Origin of the sequence: Sphingobacterium sp. UBA7253, assembly GCF_002472745.1 — a bacterium.
Taxonomy (GTDB): domain Bacteria; phylum Bacteroidota; class Bacteroidia; order Sphingobacteriales; family Sphingobacteriaceae; genus Sphingobacterium; species Sphingobacterium siyangense.
The window spans coordinates 1-20,488 of the sequence record NZ_DKSP01000153.1 but is presented as its reverse complement, the minus strand read 5'-3'; the positions used below and the strand labels follow the sequence as shown (position 1 = coordinate 20,488).

The following is a 20,488-nucleotide window of genomic DNA, read 5'->3' as shown; positions in this document are numbered from 1 at the left end:
ACGGTAAATCCAGTTACCTGTTTTCCTGAGTTTGTTGTTCGTAGTTGAGCATTGTCAACCAATCTTCCTGCGAATTGCATAGTTCTTTTATTTAATGTTAAAAATTATACTAATCCCTTATGGGGTAAGCCTATTCCTGGCTTTTTGTTGATGCCCAAGAATTTGAGCGACGGGGTGTCGGACAAGGCTGCGCCAAAAAATACGCTCGTTTAGAGGAAGATTTTTTGAGGGCATTCACATGGCCTTGAAAGACGGATGAGGTATAAATTTGCATCCCAAAAGCTCAAGGAAATAATAGGCTGTTGCAAAAGGGTGAGGAATTAGCGGTGAATATGTACTATATCGCCGTGGGGAGATTTTTACAATTGCAATAAGAATATCTAACTGGACGTTTTGGCTGAATTGGTAATATAAACGCGGTAAAAGCTTCAATGGAAAGAAATTGAAATGTATAATTTTATTGGAAGATCAAGATAGTGTTAAAGACAATTGGATAGTCCGGTATTGTTCCGCTTGGTCAGCTCGAGGGCATCAGTAGAAATTGTATAGAGTGTTTTACTTGACACATGGATTTTATTACACTGTTATGGATAAAGGACCTTATTTTTTAATTTATGATCAAGAGCCAGAATGCATTGAGGATGTAAAGGGCAATTTACCGTTTAATTGCAGCTATCCATTGGTAAATGCAGATTCCGCTGTTCTAAGGACGTTTAAATGTGGGACCGAATTGTTAATTCAGCGCTTAGAAAGCCCTCCATTTGTGGTTGATTTAGTCGAATTGAACTCGAAGAAACCATTTTCATTCAAATTGAGACTTAAGAAATCAAGGTTGTTTCTTTATTTTATGATCGACGGTGTCATTGATTTTTTTTACGAAAACAGGCAAAGAATTTCTCATATTAGAACAAAGCGGTTTTATGTCGCATATGGTAATCGTGAAAACTATAAAGTGAAACCTTCCGTTAATAAAAACATAGCACTTATAGTAACTATGAAACGCAGTTGGATGAAAAAGGTGTGTCACAATTTTTTTCATCTAAACGCAATGTTACAACGATTTGATGCATGTGAACGGTCATACGAAACACTTCCCCAATGTCACATAGACGGCATAATTGGAGCCTGCTTAAAGGAAATGTATACCTATAACAATGAAAACTCAGGCGCGTTAAACGGGACTTTACGAAAAGCCATTTCTCTTATTTTGGAACGCTATAATAAGTTGGTTACTGAAAAACTAGCATCTATTGCTTATCGGGCTAGGGACTTTATAGATGTAAATTTTTCAAATTCAAAATTAAATATTGAAGACATGGCATCTGATCTAGCAACTACAACGAAAACGCTAACAAAGCATTTCAAATACGAGTTTGGAATCACGCCATATGCCTATCTTATAGAAGTAAGATTATGGAATGCTAAGAAGCTTATAGAAAGTCGGAATCTCAAAGCAAAAGATGTCTATTGGCAAGTCGGATACGATGACGTAAAGAGTTTTCGAGTCCAATACCGTAAAGCATATGGGGATAGGTGAATTGATCTGCTTGATTAGCTTTTAAGTAGATTTGATAATTTACTTGTTTTTTTAATGTAATACATCTGTATGGATGAAATACAAAAATAGAGATTTATTGTAATTATGATAGTCTGAATGACTTTCGAGGAAGCGAAAATAATATAAATTGTTTATTATATATTCTTGATCGACAACTGTTAAACATGGCCCAGTATCTCTTTCAAATAACTAAGTAGTTTAAATAATGATATTTTCATCACTTTATGAAAATATCATTATTTCTCTATAGAAGACTGGTCAAAATATTTACTTATTTTAGTGCAGAAATATAATCGACAATCGGAATGAAAGCTAAACAGCAACGAAAGACATACAAGGGAGAGAAGAACGACAAGGAGCGCACTATGGGAAAATTGATCCTTTCTGTAGGAAAGGTCCTTGAAGAAAAGGGGTACACGGGACTTACTATAAATAACATCTCAAAATCTGCGGGTGTGGACCGTAAACTTGTTTACCTTTATTTCGGATCATTGGAAAATTTGATTGAGACCTACATTAAGGGCAAAGATTATTGGGTTGCTGCTACTATCGGTGCGGTTGAGTTTTTCGGAAATTCACCTCAGACGGGATCGAAAGGGTTTCTAGAATCGTTATTACTTAACCAGCTTATGGAACTTCAGAATAATAAAGAAATGCAGAAGATTGTCTCCTGGCAGATCTGTGAGAGTTCTGAAATAGTTTCCCATGTGGCGCGTGAACGAGAAAAGATGAGTGCAATGTTTTTTGCTTTTGCAGATAGAGAGCTTCAAGGAAAAGAAATAGATCTTCGGGCTATAGCTGGGCTACTGGTAGCTGGTATTAATTATGTAGTACTACACGCCGTAAATACTAAAAGCACAGTATGTGAAATTGATCTTTCTACTCCTGAAGGTATGGAGCGAATCAGGGTCGCCGTTAAGAAAGTTTTGGAATGGGCTTATAATTCAGTAGAAGAGCCCCAACAAATCCATAAACCATAGGGCACTATTGGCAGTATTTAAGTTGTGTGAGAAATTATCCCAAATCACTTTTAAAAAGGATATGAAAACGAGCTTGTTAACTTTATACTTTTGTTAGTGATATTCGGATTATCCATGTAAGAGTTATTTTAAATAATTGTATTTTATTTTTTTTTGATCGAGTCTTTTTAAGTGTTTATCATAGTAATAACAGAGTTGGTCGAAAAAAATTGCCAGTTTAGAAGTAGAAAGCTAACTTTCTGAAGAACAAAGTCCCGGTAGCATGAAATTGATAACATTCTTTGCCATTTTATTCTTCTTTTCCTGTCGTGATGTTAAAGATCTAAATCACTTCGACTGGGATAAGGTTTATCTCGAAGTAGTAAATACGGAAAAGAAAAATATTTTCGGAAATAGCAGTGGTTTACGACTTTCATTGGACAGTGTCAAGCTTTATTATTTGGATCGGCGTGGTAAAGAGATTCTCCAGCCACATACACGAGAGGATACAAAAAAACTCTCCATATTCGAAGGAGATGCAGACTCAGGGAATAACCTTGTAGTCCGTATAAGCTTAGAAACAATTGCTAATGGTAGATCGGTGACCATTGTTGATTTCTTCGAGGCAGGTCGTCTGACCATAAGTGCTAATGTCAATGTCGTAGGGGTTGCAGGACCGATGGGAGGATCCTTATACTATTCAGACCTGGTTTTTGACGGAGGTGAGATTGAGAAAAAAGGAGAGGGGAGCTATCGTGTAGCGCTTTAATCTTATGCTTATTTTATTGAATTTCGAAAATCTTAATTCCACTTTTGGGAGCTTCGATAAAATCAAGAATTGAGGATTGTGATTGTGGAAATGATTTTCTAATCCGTTTCCTACTCATATATTCTATAACTGAAATAAATATTCCCGGAGCTTCTAATACGATGTTCAATAATTTTAAACTTCTTTAAACTTTATCTGGAATTTTTTAAATTCACTGAAATTATTATGGAAGATATTATTGGAAACAAATTAAACGATCCGTTTACTGGTCAAACCTTTCGCATTACCTATAGGGCTCAAGATTTTGAGATTAAGTTGTTAAAGAAAGTAATAAATAAAGATCAAAGCAGTATTGATATTCTATTAGATGGTATTGTACAGCGTCTCGTTAAACGCGATAACAAATGGTATTTTGAAGATTCAAGTTGTGACCAGAGTTTTGCTAATGATATCTGGAGGGCAATTTCTCTACGCTACCGATTATAAAATGTGGTCATCATATAATTTGGTAGTTTGTATCCATTATATGGATGAAATGGCTCCTTAATTGCGTCGATAACTTATAAATTCGCTAGCGAGGTAAAACACATGCTAGCGAATAACTTATTAATCAATCTTCCAACCCTTACGATGGGCGATAGCCTCGACCTCTTCCATAGATATTTTATGACAGCCAACTTTTAAGAAATGCTGATCTATAGTGGATAGATTAAATCCTTCAATATTAAATGACGGTTTTGCAGGTGTACAGCTAAGATATCTTTTGATATAAAGGTATAAAGCCTTCGCTTCGTTCAAAGTCACGTTGATTCCTTTTGAGGTTTCTATTTGTTCAGTTTCAGGGTTAGTTCGTAGATAAGCAAGATCCGCGTCGAACGGATGTGCCATTTTTATACAAACAATCTCTCTTCTCTTCCATTTTTCGAGTGTCTTGGCAAATTTCATCAGCTTAGATTTTTCTTCTCTTTTTTTGCTTGCAGCTAAACGGCGTTTCTCTGATTTTTTGAAATTTAAAAGCGTTTCTTGAGACAGATCATGCAATAGAGTCTGAAGAGATATTGATGGTCGGACGTTTAGCGAATGTACGAAGTGAAGGAGTTTCTGATGAATTTTGTCAATTTCCCCTAGGATACTCTTCTTTCGAGGGTTAAACTGATAGAGTTCCAATAATTTACTAATTTCCGATATCCAATGATCTATATTTTGAGATACGAATTTTCTATTATTTGCTGGGTCACCATCATCTTCTGGCACATAATGTACAAATACATAATTTAGATGTGATACTGCTGAGCTTGAAATGGAGATATGGCTTGATGTGGTTCTACTGTAAGCTTTTTCTGTGAAGAATACTGTATGGTTATGGATACGGACTATCGGAAAATGTTCGCCATAGCTATAGATTACTGAACCTTCAAAATAAAGGCTGGAGGATTGCCCATTCTTTGATATGCCATGAGCCCATGCGTGTGCGCATTGTTGTTGAGTTGGATAATGTTTTCTGAAATTTCTCATCACAGGGATTATTAAATGAAACCTTTTGTTAATTCATGCTGAGAAATAGTGGGAGCATAGATGGAATAAAGAAGGGAAAACAAGAGCAAATTGTGGAGGCTCCAGAATCTAAAAGAGAATTGGATACCCCATTTGTAATATGTTTTATCTATGAAGTTCGGTTGGTGAAAAGGGGAGATGTTTCCGTCGCTTCCGAGATTTGCTAAGAATTAACAGGGCTTTATTTGATTTTGAAGGGAGTCTTAGAATTTTTGAAGTCGCTTATGTAGAAAGGTGAAAAAAGCAACCGTTTTTTCTCAAAAACGTGAAAATATTCTCCTTTTTTTGGTTTTTAAAGTTTTGATGTGTTCAGATATTTGTATCAAAGGATGGTTTAAGTCATCATTGAGTATAACGTAATGGAAACATCAACTACATATTTGAGACAGACAATAAGAATACGGACAACTTATCATATTGTTATCGTGTTGCTTATGGTTTTATGGATACCAGTGGCCATTGACAAAATAGTTGATTTCTCTTCATTCAGAAGTGGAATAAGACGACAACCTTTTTCTGATGATTTAGGATTTGTGCTTGTTTACTCTCTTCCAATTTTGGAAGGGCTAACGGTTATAGCTTTGATTATGAATCGGTTTCGCAGGATGGGTTTAATACTATCCATTGTATTGATGACTATTTTTACAGGTTATATCATTGTGGCAATGCTTGGTGCGTGGCAAGAATTACCTTGTGGATGTGGCTCGGTGATAAGTGGGATGAGTTGGATGCAACATTTAATCTTTAACCTATTCTTTCTCTTTGTGAGCATTATCGGATTTTTTTTACATAGATACATATTCGAGACAAAGGCTATAGGATAATCTTTGTCAAGGGCAGGACGTCAGCCATATAACGTAATAAATAATAATATTTTAACCAAAGTTTTTTGAGGCAACCTTTTTTTGATATATAAAAAAGACCAATAGAATGAAAATAGTAGAACTTATCAAAAAGAATTTTTTAGGAGCTGCCGCTGTAGCAATTGCAATTGGCACTATGTCGTTTACTCTTATTGAGAAAGTTAAGACCCCTTCGAAAGCAACTACAGTTACAGTATTTTTTAATGGAGATCCTACAAACGCTACTCAAGTAGCAGATGAAGCAAGATGGTCAGAAGACAATCCGTCTTTAACTTGTCCAAATGGAAATCAAAAAGCTTGTTCTATGGATGTTCAAGATACTGATTTAAATCCGTCTACCGGAGCGTTGGATCCCGCTAAAATTTCGTTAAATGCAAATGCAACTTCTTCTGGATATATACCGTCAAAAGCGGGAGGATCAGGTTCAACACCTGTTATACACAATCGTAACTAACACAACGGGTAATTTTAAAAAGCAATAGAAATTTTGAGTCAATACAAGTCCTAAATGAATCCCAACGGGAATCATTTAGGATTTTGCTGCATACCAGTGGCGCGGATGACATCATCTGGCAATGGAAGAGCGAATCCATTATCGTTCGGTTTCAAACTTATGGTTTCACCAGATATTGCTCTTCTGAGTTCAATATTGAAACCATCCCTATTAAGTCTCTTTATATCAATCCAGCGTACCCCTCTAAAAACCAACTCCTTTCTTCGTTCCAACAGAACCGTGTATAATAAAACGTCTTTCGCTGTATTGGATTTAAGTTGATTTGAATCATTTTTATAACGATGCTTTATTAAAATATTTATGGTTTTTACACCATCGGTTAACTGATTCAGCCTAATTTGGCATTCAGCTTTTATAAGGTACATTTCCGCGCTTGTTATTCCCGTAAATTTGATATGTGTATCTTCGGAATATGTCCCCCTAAATTGATGGTATCCGTTTTCTGCTTTCCCAAAAAAGAGCAATTTCCTTAAATCGTCTGCAGCATAGTGGTCGAAAAGCAACGTATCGACATATCCTAAACCTAGCGCAGCAGCATAACCTAGCATCTGACTATAAAAGATAGTTTCCTTGTTAAATCTCCTAAAAGGGTTTTCGGTTGCTGTTGTAGGTACTTCTACTTCATTATAATCTAAGAGCTCGGGAGAAATCATTATTGCGGAATCGGCATAGGTTAATGCTTCTTCATATTTCCCTATAGACAGATATGTCCTAGCCAATAATCCGTACGCCGCACATTTAGAAGGTCGAAGTACATGAAAGGGTTGCAATGGCAATGCCTTTGATGCTTCTTTCAAGTCAGATACTATACGAGAATAACAATCATTTACACTGGAGCGGACAGATGGAATAGTGGGATCTGAACTTTCTCGCAAAACAATACCAAGGTCATTTTCGGCAGTCTTTGGATCGTAAGCTTTTGCATAGGTCCAAACTGAGTGGATATATGAATGTGCTCTGTAAAATAAGGCTGAACCATATATATTATGCCAGTCCGATTGATTTTTGGCTGTTTTTTCAATTTTTTTTATATTGTCAAGTATGACATTTGATGTGTAAACAGAAATATATGCTTTTGCCCAGTCATTGTCATAATTATAGATAAAGTTCTTCCAAACATACATATTTCTACCCTCCAAATGAAGTGATGAATAAGTGTCGTTCGTGATAAAGTAATCATCTGCGGAGCCTTCTCCGAAAGAGTTTGTACTATAATTCATAGAGTTTGCCTCGTCCAGCAATTGCTGAAAACTTTCCAGCGAGTTAGGTGTGACCAATCGGCTGTCCGATTTGACATCGAGGTACTTTTCACAACCTGAAAGCATCCAAAGTGAGGATATGACAATAAACAAGATGCTATTTCTTTTTAGTATTTTCATTTTAGTATTCTTTTTAGTAAGTAATTCTTAATCCCACAGCGTACGTTTTTAACGGTCCGATTCTTCCTTGAAATTCAGGATCAATTTTTTCCTTGTTTGCTCGCCATAAAATTCCCAAGTTACTAGCATTGCAGAAAAATTCTGTATGGAAGGATTTTCTAATTTTTGGCGACCAGGTAAAGTTTATGAACTGGATTCTCAAGTGATCTGCCTTAAGGACATTTATCTCTGATTGATTATAAAAGGTGTTACGCTGATTATTATCAGGATATAGAATAGACGGCACATTCGTCTTAGATTCGTCTCCCGGCCTGTGCCAACGCTCAAGTATGTCTTCGTAAGCAAGTCCCTGAGAGAATAGTGAACTATAATTTGTGGTGTTTTTTAAGAAATAATAGTCCGCTTGAAAGCCAATATTCGCAACTACCGAAAAAGTCTTATAATCAATGCGGTTTTGGATGGAACCGAATAATTGCGGTTTACTGGAACCTTTGAAAACGATATTTTCAGGTATGGCACCTGCTGAACTGGCTTCAGTACGTATTGCTTCATAATCTATACTCGGGTTGCCATTCAAAATACCTTGGGGATTCCCTTGCTCATCCAAGCCCGCCCATTTGTAGGCTGCGATAGCGTGCAATGGTAGCCCTGGAACAGCCGTAATTTCTTTTCCGCTGCCCAAAAAATTAGTAATATTCATTGGTGACGGATTATAATATTCTTTTGTTTTATTCTTGTTGTAGCTGAGAAAAAGAGTCGTGGTCCATTTGATTCTTTTGTTCAGATTTCTTGTTGAGATCATTGCGTCAATACCCGTTCCTTCCATGCTGGCCACATTTTTGGTAATAAAGGGCTGATATCCCCATATGGTATAGTCATATGCCGAAAGCCCATATAGATCCCTCCCTCTTTTGGTATAATAATCGAAGTTGCCTGAGAGCACGTTGTTGAACATGGAAAAATCTAAGCCTAGGTTGATAGTGCTGACTCTTTCCCATTGCAGGCTTGGATCATTTAATGACCCGATAATTAATACAGGAAGATTAGCATAACTTGACGAAGTAATGTTTGCTAGTGGTAAAGGTGTTCTTCTAAGATCGACATTCCCGCTGTAACCGTACGTCGCTCTCAATTTTAGTAGCTTGATAGCATCGATTTTAAGAAATTCTTCATTGGATACCGTCCAGGAACCACCTACTGACCAAAAGGGTTTCCATTTGTCATTGGTAGTTGCTCCGAAAATATTTGCACCGTCCCGTCTAACGCTTCCGGAGAAGCCATACTTTTTATCAAAAAGGTAAGCGACATTAGCATAGGTGGAAACAAACCTATTCAGGGTAAAGCTAAAAGTAGGAGCTCCGGAAATTGAGGACGTTCTCTTCTCTACCGCTATGGGGTATTGAGTTTCATAATTAACGGGAATACTGACCAATGGGTCATTAGAGTATCCATATGCTGTGAAGGAATTACCATCTGTTTTATTCTGCCTCGCTTCAACTCCCACTAATCCCGTAATTAGATGTTTCTTCCATTCTTTATTAAAATCCAACTGTCCCCTTAGTGTGTATGATGATGTTGCTGAGCTGTTCAGGTGGCGGGTTCCACCTCTTGGGACAGGAAATTTCATGCTACCTGTTTCAGAATCATACTGAGCGAACCTATTAACAAGCTCACGGGCATTCCAGCTATCGGCGCCATATTGGAGATCATCCACCTCTTTTTGTTGCTGGGCCTGATAGCCGACATTAAGGTTAAGAAATGGAAATATCTTATACCCTATATTGATAGTTCCAAAAAGTTCTTGGTTTCTGGTCACATCATGGGTATATTTATAGTCCTCCAATGGGATATAGTCCCAATCTAGTATATTATTTATGTTTTGTTTATCGAGATAAGCCTTTCGGTATCTATTCTCGAAGGGTAAAGGGTTTCCCGCTTCATCAGCAAATGAAAGATAGGGGACGGATTTACCACGTACAGTGAATAGATGGGAATCGAAGGCGGGCTCTCCTGTTTTGGAGCTGCTATTAGTATAATACAGATTTGCATCAACTATTACCTTGGCTCCGAGCCTTAAACGATCTGCAAATTGAAAATTGATCTTTTGGCCGACATTTCCGTTCTCATTCACGATCTTGGTAAAGTTTGCACCGATATTAAAAGTATTGATATTATTCCCCCCATTTGTACTGATTGAATATTGCTGTGTGACCGGAACACCAAGAAAAAAGCGATCATATTGTTCTCTGCTATCAATTCCTTTGTATCTGTCGATTATCTTCTCTGCCTCTTCCTGACGGACGGCACCCTCTTTCACCTTTTGAAGAATATCAATTACAGGCGTAAGTGCAACTTCCGGAGTTCTATTGATTATCCTGTTGTAATATCCTTTTTCGTAGAGCATTCTTTCTATTTCTATATAATCTGCGGACGGCAACTGAAATACTTTTTTTAGATCAGGTTTTTGTTGCACAATAGTTCCTAACGATGCATTTATACGTAACCTTATACTTTCTCTTCCCTTGTTTGTCGTCAAGACTATAACACCGTTTCCAGCCCTTGCTCCCCATATAGAAGTAGCTGCTGCATCCTTTAGTATGGATACGTTCTCGATACTGTTGGGATCAATATTCGTAATATCGCCTTCGTAGATAAATCCATCAAGTACAATCAGGGGATCCAATTGACCATTTATGGAACTCAGTCCACGTATGCTCACATTGAGCTTCTGCTGTGTTGCGGCGGTCGGCTGATTATCGAAGCGTACCCCTGGGGCTATGCCGTTTAATCTTTCGAGAATATTAGTTCCGACCTGTTGTTGAAGATCCTTCTGTGTCAACACTTGAACCGCTCCAGTCATTTCATTGGGTTTTATCTTCTGATATCCTGTATTGATTACAGCTATTTCCTCCAAGACGTTTGTACGTGGATACAGATTTACAATTAACTGGTCTTGAAAATTATTTACTGAAACCTTTTGGGTTTCAAATCCAATAAAGGAAAACGTTAACGAATCCGGAAGCTGAATGTCTCTTATTGAAAATGCACCTGTTATCCCGCTAACTGTCGACCTGTTTTTTAATGAATTAATGATGCTGACACCTGTTAATGCGGCACCCGTTTCAGCATTTTTAACAATTCCACGGATCTCTTGTCCAATCAGATTTTGCGAGCTGAATAAAAAAAATAAAATAAAGTATATTGAAATTTTCATCATTGTTCGTAATGTGTGGTGTTTAATGGGATTGGTAGTAGTTCCACTGGTTGAAAAATTGCAAAATCAAGATTTTGGATATGTTCTTTCACATCAAGCCCTATTTCCTTCATAAATGCCACAACCATTTGTTTATTGGTGCAGTCAAGCGTATCAGGCAGGTCAATGTCGAAACGGAGACTTGAATCTACTTTATCATCAATATAGATATTGAGTTGGGTAGAAAGAAAATCCAATAAAAAGGAAATGGGATACCTTCTGATGTATTTCGGCTTACTATCTTCAACTAATTGCACTTTGCTATCAACACTCTGTGACAGATATTGGTTTAGTTTCGGCGTATGCGATACAATCAATGTGGGGACAGACTTATTTACCCTGTAAGGTTGGGTTTTAAAGCTGATAACTAATGTTTCTCTCAATTTTTGAATAGCCTCCCTTTTCGTAAGTTCTCCGCGTTTTGTATATTCGAAACAATAGTAGTCACTATAATTTTCTGGACTTACGTAGCCCTTTTTAAACCCAGAAGGAACTGAAGGGGTAAAGATAATCTGGCTATTCTTTAAGCCCGCAAGTATAGAGGGATAAGCAATTTGATAAAAATAAGACAGGTGATAATTCAGAATCCTGAATGATGATGAATTCGAATTCTGCTTATAGTCTCCTGCTTCAGTACCAATTCCTTCGATGTAGTCGCAGAAGGTTATCTGATCATAATTTTCTTCTATAGTGTCAAAATCTATCTGATTTGCCAAAGACCGATTTTTATCAAATCCAAAGTTGTCTTTTTTAGTATGCAGTTCGATTTTATGGCCCTTCCGATAATTATCAAGGTTCTCTTTACTTAGCGCATTGGAATAGGTCGAGTTTACGACTTTTCCATTGTTATCTATCCAAACTAAATGTGGTATTGATTTATGAACAAAAACATTCTCTAATATACTATCTTGTATTATTGAAAAAATATCTGTATCAAGGTTTGGATCAGCTTTGATTTTCGAAAGGGAAGCATTAATCTTTACTTCGGTATCGCGTGTGCTGATCCCGTTTACGGGAATGATTGCGACGTCATCCTTAAATTCGCTCTGGAGGCTTGTTCCAGTTATTAGTCCATCGAGACAAGTACCACACCACGTGGCCCAAAAATCCAATATGATTAATTTACCCTTATAATTGGCCAGTGTAATAGTTTCTTTGCCATCAGGATGGTTAACGACCTGTAGTGGCAAATTCCAAAGTTCATCTGGAATTTGGTCACCAATATTAAGAGGAGTGATGCTGTTGTTGTTTACAGCCTCCCGATGAACGGGAGACTGTGGTCGGGCTATCCCGCAACTAAACAACATGAAACAGAAAATATATAAAAATTGCTTACCGATTACTCCCCGTACTAAGCGCTGGTAAGCGGTTAGAATGGCTATGAGGGTACCCTTGCAATTGGACAAGGCAAGCCCATTACATAAAAATATTTGCATTAAAAATTATTCTTTAGTTCTTAATTTGTCAGTAAAAAGTTACGGTAGAATTACCGATAGGAAAGGAGATGCTCAATCGAAGGGTTTGATGACACTTCTGTAGCGAGAGGAGGATAATTGGTCGAAGAATATACCAAGTTTTATTCGCCATTTGGGTGCGAGCCATGAGCTGTCGAAAAGAAGAATAGTGCCTTTACAATAGGTCTCTTTGATAACGATATGTTGATAAATGAAGGCATGCCTATAATAGTTTAAGCCTGTCCGAATTTGCTTAATAAAATTAAGCAAATTCGGGTGTAACCAAACATTAATGCTTTGTCGAGGGAGTATAAAAGAAAGACTTGTTAGTGACGGCCACATAATCATTAAAGTTTTTAATTGTATTATGTCGCGGGGAAAGAATGGTGTCTTATATAAAAAAGAAAGATGTGGTTCTCTGCCCGCTCCCCTAACCAGCAAGTTTTGGAAAAAGCGGGTGAGCTTCCCACACCTTAAGATATATATTACTCAAAAAGAATAAAATACGCGGTATGGGGCTTCACCCGGCATACCTGTTTTCCTTGTTTGCTGGTTAGGGGGACAGGTATACACTGTTAAGCCGTAAATATATTGGCTCAAAAATAGAAATTTATGTCGAGTTTTCGTACATCATCTTCATTTTGTTTGTAAAATACAATAATAATATAAATACTATTTTTTGCAAACTTTTGACTGGGTGTAAAATACATATTCTGTACACCCATAAAAAATGATTATATTTGTTATTATCGGGTATGTACTGATTATGGGACAACGACAAATAATACATCTCGGACAAAATATTCGCGACATGCGTTTGCTCAAGGGTATGAAACAGGAAACCCTTGGGAGGGCAATGGGTATGGCGCAACAAAACGTATCAAAAATGGAACAGAAAGAATTACCAACAGAAGAAATTTTAGAAAGAGCTGCTAAGGCTTTAGGAACGACTGTAGAAGCGATAAAGAAATTTAATAAAGAACACGATTTTAATTTTTTCTTTGGATATACTACGAACCAACATAATCATCCGATTAGCGAGGTTATAGAATATTTCAAGGAAGAACTTTTGAAAGGACATGGGGAAAAACAGGAACTTAAGGATGAAATTGCATCTTTAAAAGCAGAATTGGAAGCTTTAAAGAAAGGGTCTTCGGAACCTGACGACAAAGTAAAGAATTTGGAAAGAAAAGCGAAGTAAGGGATATAATTGAGCTAATAAAAATATTTCACGCAGAAAGCCGAACGTAAGTTTGGCTTTTTGTATAAAGAGGTATAAATTTGGCTAACGGATTAGTTTAAATTTATCTGTATTTGTAAACAACAGGTGTATTTATTTTGAGTAATTTAATCTTAAATATAAGATGGTTTAAAAAAATCTATATTTTTGTATCATGAGTGTAGAGAATACAACAAAAATAAACCTCTTGCTACAATCCCAACCAAAAGGAATCGTGTTCACGAGTCAATGGATGGCAAAGAATGGCTATAGTCCTCAACTGCAGAGAAGATATAGGGAATACAATTGGTTTGAATCCATAGGGGCGGGAGCGATGGTCAGGACAGGTGATCAAGTTTCACTTGAAGGGGCGGTGTATTCTTTACAACGACAGCTAGGTTTGGATGTACATATAGGAGGAAAATCTTCACTCGGATTGCATGGGAAAGCCCATTACCTAAATATGCATCAAAAAACAACTTTATTTGCGCCACTAAAAGAAAACCTTCCAAGATGGTTTCTTAATTATGAAGGCTGGAGGAATAAATACACATTTACCCAAACCGATTTTTTACCGCGAGATATTGGATTATTAGGTATGAGCTATCAAGGATATGAAATAAGAATATCCTCAGTTGCCAGGGCAATTATGGAGTGTCTATACCTCGCACCAAAGGAGCAATCCCTAATCGAATGTTATGAAATCATGGAAGGACTGAACAACTTACGCCCCCAAGTTGTACAGGAACTTCTTGAGAAGTGCAACTCTGTTAAGGTGAAGCGACTATTCCTGTATATGGCTGACAAAGCTGAACATAGCTGGTTGAAATACCTACAAGTAGACAAAATAGATTTGGGCACAGGCAAAAGAAGCATTGTGGAACATGGTGTGTACAATGCGAAATATCAAATAATAGTACCTAAGGAGCTAGAAAAAAATGAACACGGAATATAGAGAACAGGTAAAACTACTATTGGATGTAATGCCCTATGTAGCAGAAGAGAAACAATTGGCACTGCACGGTGGCACAGCGATAAACCTTTTCGTAAGGGACATGCCCAGGCTGTCGGTGGATATTGATCTGACGTACATCCCAGTAGAGGATAGAGAAACAACGCTGAGCAATATCCGTGATATTTTATTACGGTTGAAAAAGAGGATAGAAGGCAACTTGGTGGGATCATCGGTGCAAGCGAAGCCAGCGATCGGAAAACTTTTGATATCTAATGAGAAGGCGACGATCAAACTGGAGATAAACCTCGTGGGAAGAGGAGTATTTGACAACATAGAGAAAGTGGCGCTATGCAATTCGGCTCAGGAAGCTTATGATACCTTTGTTGAGATAGATATGGTGCCATTGGCACAATTGTTCGGAGGTAAAATCTGTGCGGCGCTGGATAGGCAGCACCCAAGGGATCTGTTCGATGTGAAATATCTTCTTGAAACCGAAGGTATCTCGGATGAGATAAAGCGAGGTTTTATGTATTGCCTGTTAGGAAGCGAGCGACCGATCTACGAGGTGCTAAATCCGCATCGGTTGGATCAAAAAGAAGCTTTGGTTAATCAATTTGATGGTATGACAGATGTACTTTTTACCTATGAAGACTACGAGTCGACCCGTGAGAAGCTGATCAACGAGATACAAGCGTCATTAACAAACAGTGATATAGACTTTTTGATCGGCTTCAAATCACTTGAACCGGATTGGTCAATATATTCTTATGAACAGTATCCCTCCATACGTTGGAAACTGCTAAATATTCAGAAACTACGGGACAAAAATCCAGAGAAATACAATGAACAGGTAAACCGGTTGAAAGAGTTTCTGGATCAAATACGCCCCTAGGATCTGATCATTTAACTTATCGCTAAATGGGGAATGGCTTGGGCTGAATCAAATCCATATTGCTCCAAGTAAACTTCAAAATGTCTTTGATTTGATTCTCGCTCAACTTGCAGAGCAATAAGGCGTGCTGGTACTCTGAATATATGTTTATTTCTTCTGTGGGAAAGTACCCTGATGCAACCCTTAATGAGTCTTTACCACTTCTGACGCATAAATGAAGTTGCGTCTGCCCGAAATCTTCGTACCTGATCAGAAGTGTTTCGTCTATGGGTGATCCTCCCGGAATGGCGGCATTCATGTTAGGATAAGAAAAAGTAATACGGGCAATATTACTACAAGCTATCTTTCCAATATACTTTGCATGACGCATAGCAAACAAGACCTGCTCGATCGGCCCTTTGGGATTTTCGTTCCCTGATAGCAAACTCTCAATTTCGAATGTGAATTCTTTTTTCATGTCTTTTTTTGATTTTATTTAGGAGACCGTCAAAGATGGTCTCCTAAGGTTAAATAGAATAATTATGAAATGCGGAAAATATAATTGCCATCGCTCCAGTAGTCTCCGCAAAATAGATCTCGGGCATATGCTTCATAATCGAAATACTGCCTTGCAAATTCCGACAGGTCAGATCTTTCTTCAATGAGCTCTCGGACAAAATCCTCTTCGCTATGGTATTCGCCGATATAATCATCCTCAAATCCGCTAATTAGATCGTAGATATTCTCTTTGGCAAGGTCTCTGTGACCATTGTTACACCAGATAGAGAAAGGTTCTCTTTGATTTTTGTCCATATCATCGATAGCCTCTATTATCTCAAAAACAGTTTCACTTATCCAACATTCGCAGATTAATTGTTCAGGGAGGTGTTCGTAATCTTGGAACATAAATTCTGGGTCTTCTTCATCGCAATGAAGTTCCCCGCAAGCATCATCAAACTGATCACGATTTGCATAGTTTGATAGATATAACCATTCACCGAATAGTGATCCTTCATTATATTTTCGATATGTGCCTACATATACTCGAGCTTCTGTTATATTGATTATTTCCTTCATGGTGGTTCGATTTTATCAATTAAATAAATCTGTCTATTCAGCTTGAGAAATTAGCTTTCTGAGCTTGGACTTAACAGCTCTCGCCTTATCTCCCCGCCAAGAGGTCGCGTTTGCGAGAAAGTAGTTAACGATGCTTTTAGCGCTGTCAAGAAAGTACCCGGAGTGAACACTGTTTATGGAAGCCATTGCATCAAGATAGGGGACGGCGCCGAAATAGATATTTTTCCAGTCAGCCTTTATAATTGCGGCTATCTCATGGATGTTGTCCGGGATATCCGTTTCACATAAAGTCTGTTTTCGAGGTAATTCTCCTTCTTGGACCAATTGAAGGTTTTTCTCTGGATTTTTGATAGTTATCTTCGTTTTCATGTTTGACATTTTTTTAATGGACGCAGCCAGTTGGCTTTGTCTATGTTCCTAATGCGTAAAAGGTCCGAGGAGGCCGATACAAGGTTTTGGAAAAAATCATTACGACAGCAGGAGGAAGGATTTTTTATCAAACTGTGCATGACCTTTTATCGGCATTAAAGACTCGGACATACTTTTGCAATAGGGACTGGATCAAAGTCAAATAGCCCGTTGTCAAGAGGTGTGGAATGCATGAAGTGTATTCTTTAACTGAATCTTGGAAAGGCTGCTTAGAGGAGGTGGTAAAGCTCAATGATTTGGGGTGGGAAAAAAGAAATGGTATCTTTATGTAAACCAAATTGAACAGCTATGGGGCTTTTTTCATTCTTTTCAAATCTTTTCGGTAAAAAATCTTCTTCTTGGAATGGATCGCCAGAAATGTTCCTTGCTATGGTATTGTCCATTCAAAAAAAGAACAGCGGAGTATATTCTGAAATTGAGGTGTTACAATGGGGAGAGGTCTTTCAAAAGGTTTTCAAGGTAAAGTTATTTCCTTACAAAGATTTTAAGGATTTAATGTTAAATGGAAAGCCAGATTTCTCTCTTATAGAGCAGATAGATGAGGAGATGATCGATGTCCAACGACGGATTGAATTAAAAAAGGCCATTTATGGGGATGATGTTGACCTGGGGGATGATGACGTTATGACAAGTAATTCGGAGAGTGCCATCCAAGCCAGAAAGATAATTGACGACCTGTCAAAATATGTTCGTTTCCGGGAAGATGAATCCGACATTAAAAAGGATAATATGAAATAATGCATGGTATCCTAATTAAATATTAGTATTCACTTAGTTTTTAGTTTGGGAAAACTTACCTACTACAGCGTAAAGTAGTCTTTTCATGAGCTCATTTTGGGAGCGATCATACCGATGATTCCATTTGTCATCAAGTGAGTTGAGAAAATTCAAGTCACTTCTGGATATTGTTCCCAAAGGCTTGTAGTGTCGATAGATGACCGGTAGTTCTTCACTTCTAACCAGGTTTTCTGAGTCTATATAGTAATTACCGACTCTTAATCCAAAATGGTCATAAGCGAAACTTGATTTCTTATCTCTATTTGCTATGGCTTGCATATTAGAATGGTGTTTTGCATCGTGTCGATCGAACTCCATATCTAAACAGATAATCCGAGAGGAGTAACCTTTCGTCGAGAGGAACTCTGACAGGTAATAAGCGAATACTCCACAACCACCACTATTGATGTTCTCTATCCGTTGTTTAACGGTCTTAAGTAAGGTGTGTAATGCTACTGCTTTACGTCTAGTAAATCTTTTCATCTTTTGATTGGAATTATATGATTGGATTTTCTGCGTTTCGACGTGCTTGTCTCATCAGTACCGGAAGCATACCGGTAGACACATTTTTTAGGCCGGTAGCGTCCACCCGATTTAGGACCGCTTTCTCGGCTCTTGAGCTCTTACTTGGCTATTTGCCGTTCAGGCAACCCATTTGCTCGTGTTTCCGCTGGAACTACCCGGTTGCTAGGCAATCCGTCTTTGCGGGATCGGGATTAAGCATCCGCCTTTTCCCGAAAATCATGCAAACAGGAGCCATCAACTGGGGAGGCTGACAGGAGAAAGTTTTTTGCCAAAAAATACTACCCAAAGGGCTGGAGATTTTTTAATGAAAACCAGGGCAAACCCCTCGGGTGCAGACTTTGGTATGTCAGCCTCCAGTTGAGACCTTTGCATAGGGTTTTGGAGATGAAAGAGATACTCCGTCTCGCAAAGAAGATGAGTGTATTGTTTCTGTAGTGGAAGGAAAACTTGACAAAAGAGGGAACTGCGCAAATTATTCAGTAAAAGAAAGGATTGGAATGTAGGGTGAGGTGGGAGATAGGGGTTGACTAGAATTTGAGGTGTCGAAATCGTACCAAAGGGTGGTACTAATCATCTAAATGGGGATAATTTTGGTCTTTGACTAGGTGTTTTTGTGCCGATAGAGGTAAAAGAAGGTATTCTTGTGCTTATAAAACCTACTTCGTTTTCAGAAGTTATTTGAGAAAAAAAGAAGAATTACCAAAAAAACAATATGGTTTTTGGCTTTAATGTTTCAGTGAGCTTGCCAAAAGCGTTGAGAAAGATCAGTAAGTGGAAAAGAGGGCAAAGGATGCCCTCTTTTTGATAGATAGTAGTAGGGGACGGGTTTTATTTTTATATAAATTTATGTAATCTGTTCGCTTAAAAACTCACCAATGGGACGATCTTCCAAGCGAGCTACCACTTTAAACGCACTGTATATCTGTTCAACAGAATATTGGTGTTCATCCAAAGTTTCTAGGAACACTTCATTCAGCGTCATTATCATATTCTTTATCTGATCGTAAGACTGGAGTACGGTCATTGTAAATCTGATTCCTGAATGATTTTTGGAAACGGCTGGAAATACCCCGATGTTCAATAGAAAACCTCGTTTCATCATTTTTTCCATAATAATGTACGCAAGCTCGCCTCTCGAAGTTCCAACAAAGAATATTCCTGAATCAAAGTTTGAAATTACAGGGAGTGAAGTCTCTTTAAATAGTGAGCTAGCATATTTTATTCTATTCACCAATTCGGTTTGAAGGGTATAAATTTCATCCGTTAAATGGATCTTAGCAGAAGCTACTGCGGCACCCAAAGTTGCTGGTTGCAATGGTCCAGAAGAGTTAAACGGCGCTCCACAAGCTCGCACTCTCCTGGCGATTTCTTTATTTGGAAATACCAAGATACCTCCCCCCGTTGCAAATGCTTTAGCCATTGAAGATGCCACAATCATCCGGTCATGGATGGAGCGGTTTGCCAAGATATATCCCTTTCCATTTTTACCCATGATACTCATACTGTGTGCATCGTCAATGTATGTATGGAATGAAGGGAAGGTGTCTAATAATTCAAAAATTTCATCTGCCGGACATCGGTCACCAAACATGGAATAGACTCCATCGGCAAAATACCAAACCCGTTTGTGGGTTGCTTGAAGGGTTTCGATACGTTCGCGCAGTAGATCGAAACGATTGTGGCGAAGAACCTCAAAGTGGACAGGCCAATTTGCTCTAAATACATTTATACCGCTTAATACTGAATTATGAAGTTGTTGATCTGCGATAACCGCGTCTCCTGAATCTAAAATTACTGGAATGGCCGATAGGTGGGCTAGTGTTGTTGTGGGGGCGATGATGGTAGGCGCTTCAAAAATCTCGCTCATCAGATCTTCCAATTCTTTATATAAATCTATGGAAACATAGGCTCTCGATTCAGAGAATTGAGCTCCATATTTTTCAACGGCAGAAATAGCGGCTCGCTTTAAACGTTCGTCGTGCTCAAGTCCAAGATAGCTACAGGAAGTAAAGTTCACCAATTCTAAGCCATTGATCTGGATCATATTGTCGGTCGTGAGATTGCCTTCTTGGGTTAAATGAAGTATCCCTCTCTTTACGCCTTCAGAGATGCTCTGATCGATAGCGCTCATAAAGTTTTGATGGTTCATGTCTATGGGTATATGTTTCTGAAAAAGTTATCTGTATGTTAAATATATCAATTTACCACCAAATGGTGGTAAATATTTTATAAGATATTCTTAACTTGAGAGTTACTGTGTCGAATGATAGGTTCGGGAGATTGCAAATGCTGGAATTAGTGCGATGGAAAAGGGTGAAGACAAAAGAATAGC

At 38.0% G+C, this 20,488-nt stretch carries 19 protein-coding genes; 10 read left to right on the top strand and 9 right to left on the bottom strand.

The annotated features are described in order from the left end of the window. Nucleotides 1-586: 586 nt before the first annotated feature. The 4 genes from B2X72_RS16145 (at nt 587) to B2X72_RS16130 (ending at nt 3,772) form a co-directional block, all read left to right on the top strand. Complete coding sequence (locus B2X72_RS16145; protein WP_286850665.1) at nt 587-1,537, top strand: helix-turn-helix domain-containing protein; 951 nt, start codon at nt 587-589, stop codon at nt 1,535-1,537. Between the two features lie 326 nt (nt 1,538-1,863). Further along, a complete protein-coding gene (locus B2X72_RS16140; RefSeq protein WP_286850663.1) occupies nt 1,864-2,538 on the top strand; it encodes a TetR/AcrR family transcriptional regulator in 675 nt (224 codons plus the stop codon). Between the two features lie 262 nt (nt 2,539-2,800). After that, nucleotides 2,801-3,286, top strand: a complete 486-nt coding sequence (locus tag B2X72_RS16135; RefSeq protein ID WP_286850661.1) for a hypothetical protein — start codon at nt 2,801-2,803, stop codon at nt 3,284-3,286. Between the two features lie 225 nt (nt 3,287-3,511). Beyond that, nucleotides 3,512-3,772 carry a hypothetical protein gene (locus tag B2X72_RS16130; RefSeq protein WP_286850659.1) on the top strand — a complete coding sequence of 87 codons (261 nt, stop codon included), beginning with the start codon at nt 3,512-3,514 and terminating at the stop codon, nt 3,770-3,772. Between the two features lie 120 nt (nt 3,773-3,892). Here the strand turns inward: B2X72_RS16130 and B2X72_RS16125 are convergent, their stop codons facing one another. After that, nucleotides 3,893-4,801 (bottom strand): hypothetical protein, encoded by a 909-nt coding sequence (locus tag B2X72_RS16125; protein WP_286850657.1) that lies wholly within the window; start codon nt 4,799-4,801, stop codon nt 3,893-3,895. A gap of 398 nt (nt 4,802-5,199) precedes the next feature. On the opposite strand from B2X72_RS16125, the gene B2X72_RS16120 reads away from it, so the two are divergent. Together B2X72_RS16120 and B2X72_RS16115 are read left to right on the top strand one after the other, a co-directional pair. After that, nucleotides 5,200-5,664, top strand: a complete 465-nt coding sequence (locus B2X72_RS16120; RefSeq protein WP_286850656.1) for a MauE/DoxX family redox-associated membrane protein — start codon at nt 5,200-5,202, stop codon at nt 5,662-5,664. A 106-nt stretch (nt 5,665-5,770) separates the two neighbouring features. Continuing rightward, entirely contained in the window at nt 5,771-6,157 is a 387-nt protein-coding gene (locus B2X72_RS16115; RefSeq protein ID WP_286850654.1) for a hypothetical protein, read from the top strand. Between the two features lie 71 nt (nt 6,158-6,228). Here B2X72_RS16115 and B2X72_RS16110 read toward each other — a convergent pair whose 3' ends face one another. The 3 genes from B2X72_RS16110 to B2X72_RS16100 are packed head-to-tail and all read right to left on the bottom strand — an operon-like array spanning nt 6,229 to nt 12,285. Further along, nucleotides 6,229-7,596, bottom strand: a complete 1,368-nt coding sequence (locus B2X72_RS16110) for a RagB/SusD family nutrient uptake outer membrane protein (protein WP_286850652.1) — start codon at nt 7,594-7,596, stop codon at nt 6,229-6,231. A gap of 13 nt (nt 7,597-7,609) precedes the next feature. Then, nucleotides 7,610-10,813, bottom strand: a complete 3,204-nt coding sequence (locus B2X72_RS16105) for a SusC/RagA family TonB-linked outer membrane protein (RefSeq protein ID WP_286850650.1) — start codon at nt 10,811-10,813, stop codon at nt 7,610-7,612. Continuing rightward, a complete protein-coding gene (locus B2X72_RS16100; protein ID WP_286850648.1) occupies nt 10,810-12,285 on the bottom strand; it encodes a TlpA family protein disulfide reductase in 1,476 nt (491 codons plus the stop codon). Before B2X72_RS16100 ends, B2X72_RS16105 begins: the two co-directional genes overlap by 4 nt. A gap of 748 nt (nt 12,286-13,033) precedes the next feature. Here B2X72_RS16100 and B2X72_RS16095 point away from each other — a divergent pair. From B2X72_RS16095 to B2X72_RS16085, 3 genes are all read left to right on the top strand, one after another. After that, the gene (locus tag B2X72_RS16095) at nt 13,034-13,504 is read left to right on the top strand and encodes a helix-turn-helix domain-containing protein (protein WP_286850646.1); all 471 of its coding nucleotides are present in this window, start codon (nt 13,034-13,036) and stop codon (nt 13,502-13,504) included. A gap of 193 nt (nt 13,505-13,697) precedes the next feature. Beyond that, entirely contained in the window at nt 13,698-14,477 is a 780-nt protein-coding gene (locus B2X72_RS16090) for a type IV toxin-antitoxin system AbiEi family antitoxin (RefSeq protein WP_286850644.1), read from the top strand. Continuing rightward, nucleotides 14,461-15,369: a nucleotidyl transferase AbiEii/AbiGii toxin family protein gene (locus B2X72_RS16085; RefSeq protein ID WP_286850642.1), complete on the top strand. Its 909-nt coding sequence runs from the start codon at nt 14,461-14,463 to the stop codon at nt 15,367-15,369. Before B2X72_RS16090 ends, B2X72_RS16085 begins: the two co-directional genes overlap by 17 nt. 22 nt (nt 15,370-15,391) lie before the next feature. Here B2X72_RS16085 and B2X72_RS16080 read toward each other — a convergent pair whose 3' ends face one another. From B2X72_RS16080 to B2X72_RS16070, 3 genes are all read right to left on the bottom strand, one after another. Next, on the bottom strand, nt 15,392-15,826 hold the full coding sequence (locus tag B2X72_RS16080) for a hypothetical protein (protein WP_286850640.1): 435 nt from the start codon (nt 15,824-15,826) through the stop codon (nt 15,392-15,394). Between the two features lie 62 nt (nt 15,827-15,888). Further along, nucleotides 15,889-16,425 carry an antirestriction protein ArdA gene (locus tag B2X72_RS16075; protein ID WP_286850638.1) on the bottom strand — a complete coding sequence of 179 codons (537 nt, stop codon included), beginning with the start codon at nt 16,423-16,425 and terminating at the stop codon, nt 15,889-15,891. A 33-nt stretch (nt 16,426-16,458) separates the two neighbouring features. Beyond that, nucleotides 16,459-16,794, bottom strand: a complete 336-nt coding sequence (locus tag B2X72_RS16070) for a hypothetical protein (RefSeq protein ID WP_286850636.1) — start codon at nt 16,792-16,794, stop codon at nt 16,459-16,461. Nucleotides 16,795-17,142: 348 nt separating this feature from the next. On the opposite strand from B2X72_RS16070, the gene B2X72_RS16065 reads away from it, so the two are divergent. Next, nucleotides 17,143-17,592 (top strand): hypothetical protein, encoded by a 450-nt coding sequence (locus B2X72_RS16065; protein WP_286850634.1) that lies wholly within the window; start codon nt 17,143-17,145, stop codon nt 17,590-17,592. 33 nt (nt 17,593-17,625) lie between these two features. Here the strand turns inward: B2X72_RS16065 and B2X72_RS16060 are convergent, their stop codons facing one another. Next, nucleotides 17,626-18,114: a hypothetical protein gene (locus B2X72_RS16060; protein WP_286850632.1), complete on the bottom strand. Its 489-nt coding sequence runs from the start codon at nt 18,112-18,114 to the stop codon at nt 17,626-17,628. Nucleotides 18,115-19,000: 886 nt separating this feature from the next. Further along, entirely contained in the window at nt 19,001-20,305 is a 1,305-nt protein-coding gene (locus B2X72_RS16055) for an aminotransferase class I/II-fold pyridoxal phosphate-dependent enzyme (protein WP_286850631.1), read from the bottom strand. Between the last annotated feature and the right edge of the window lie 183 nt (nt 20,306-20,488).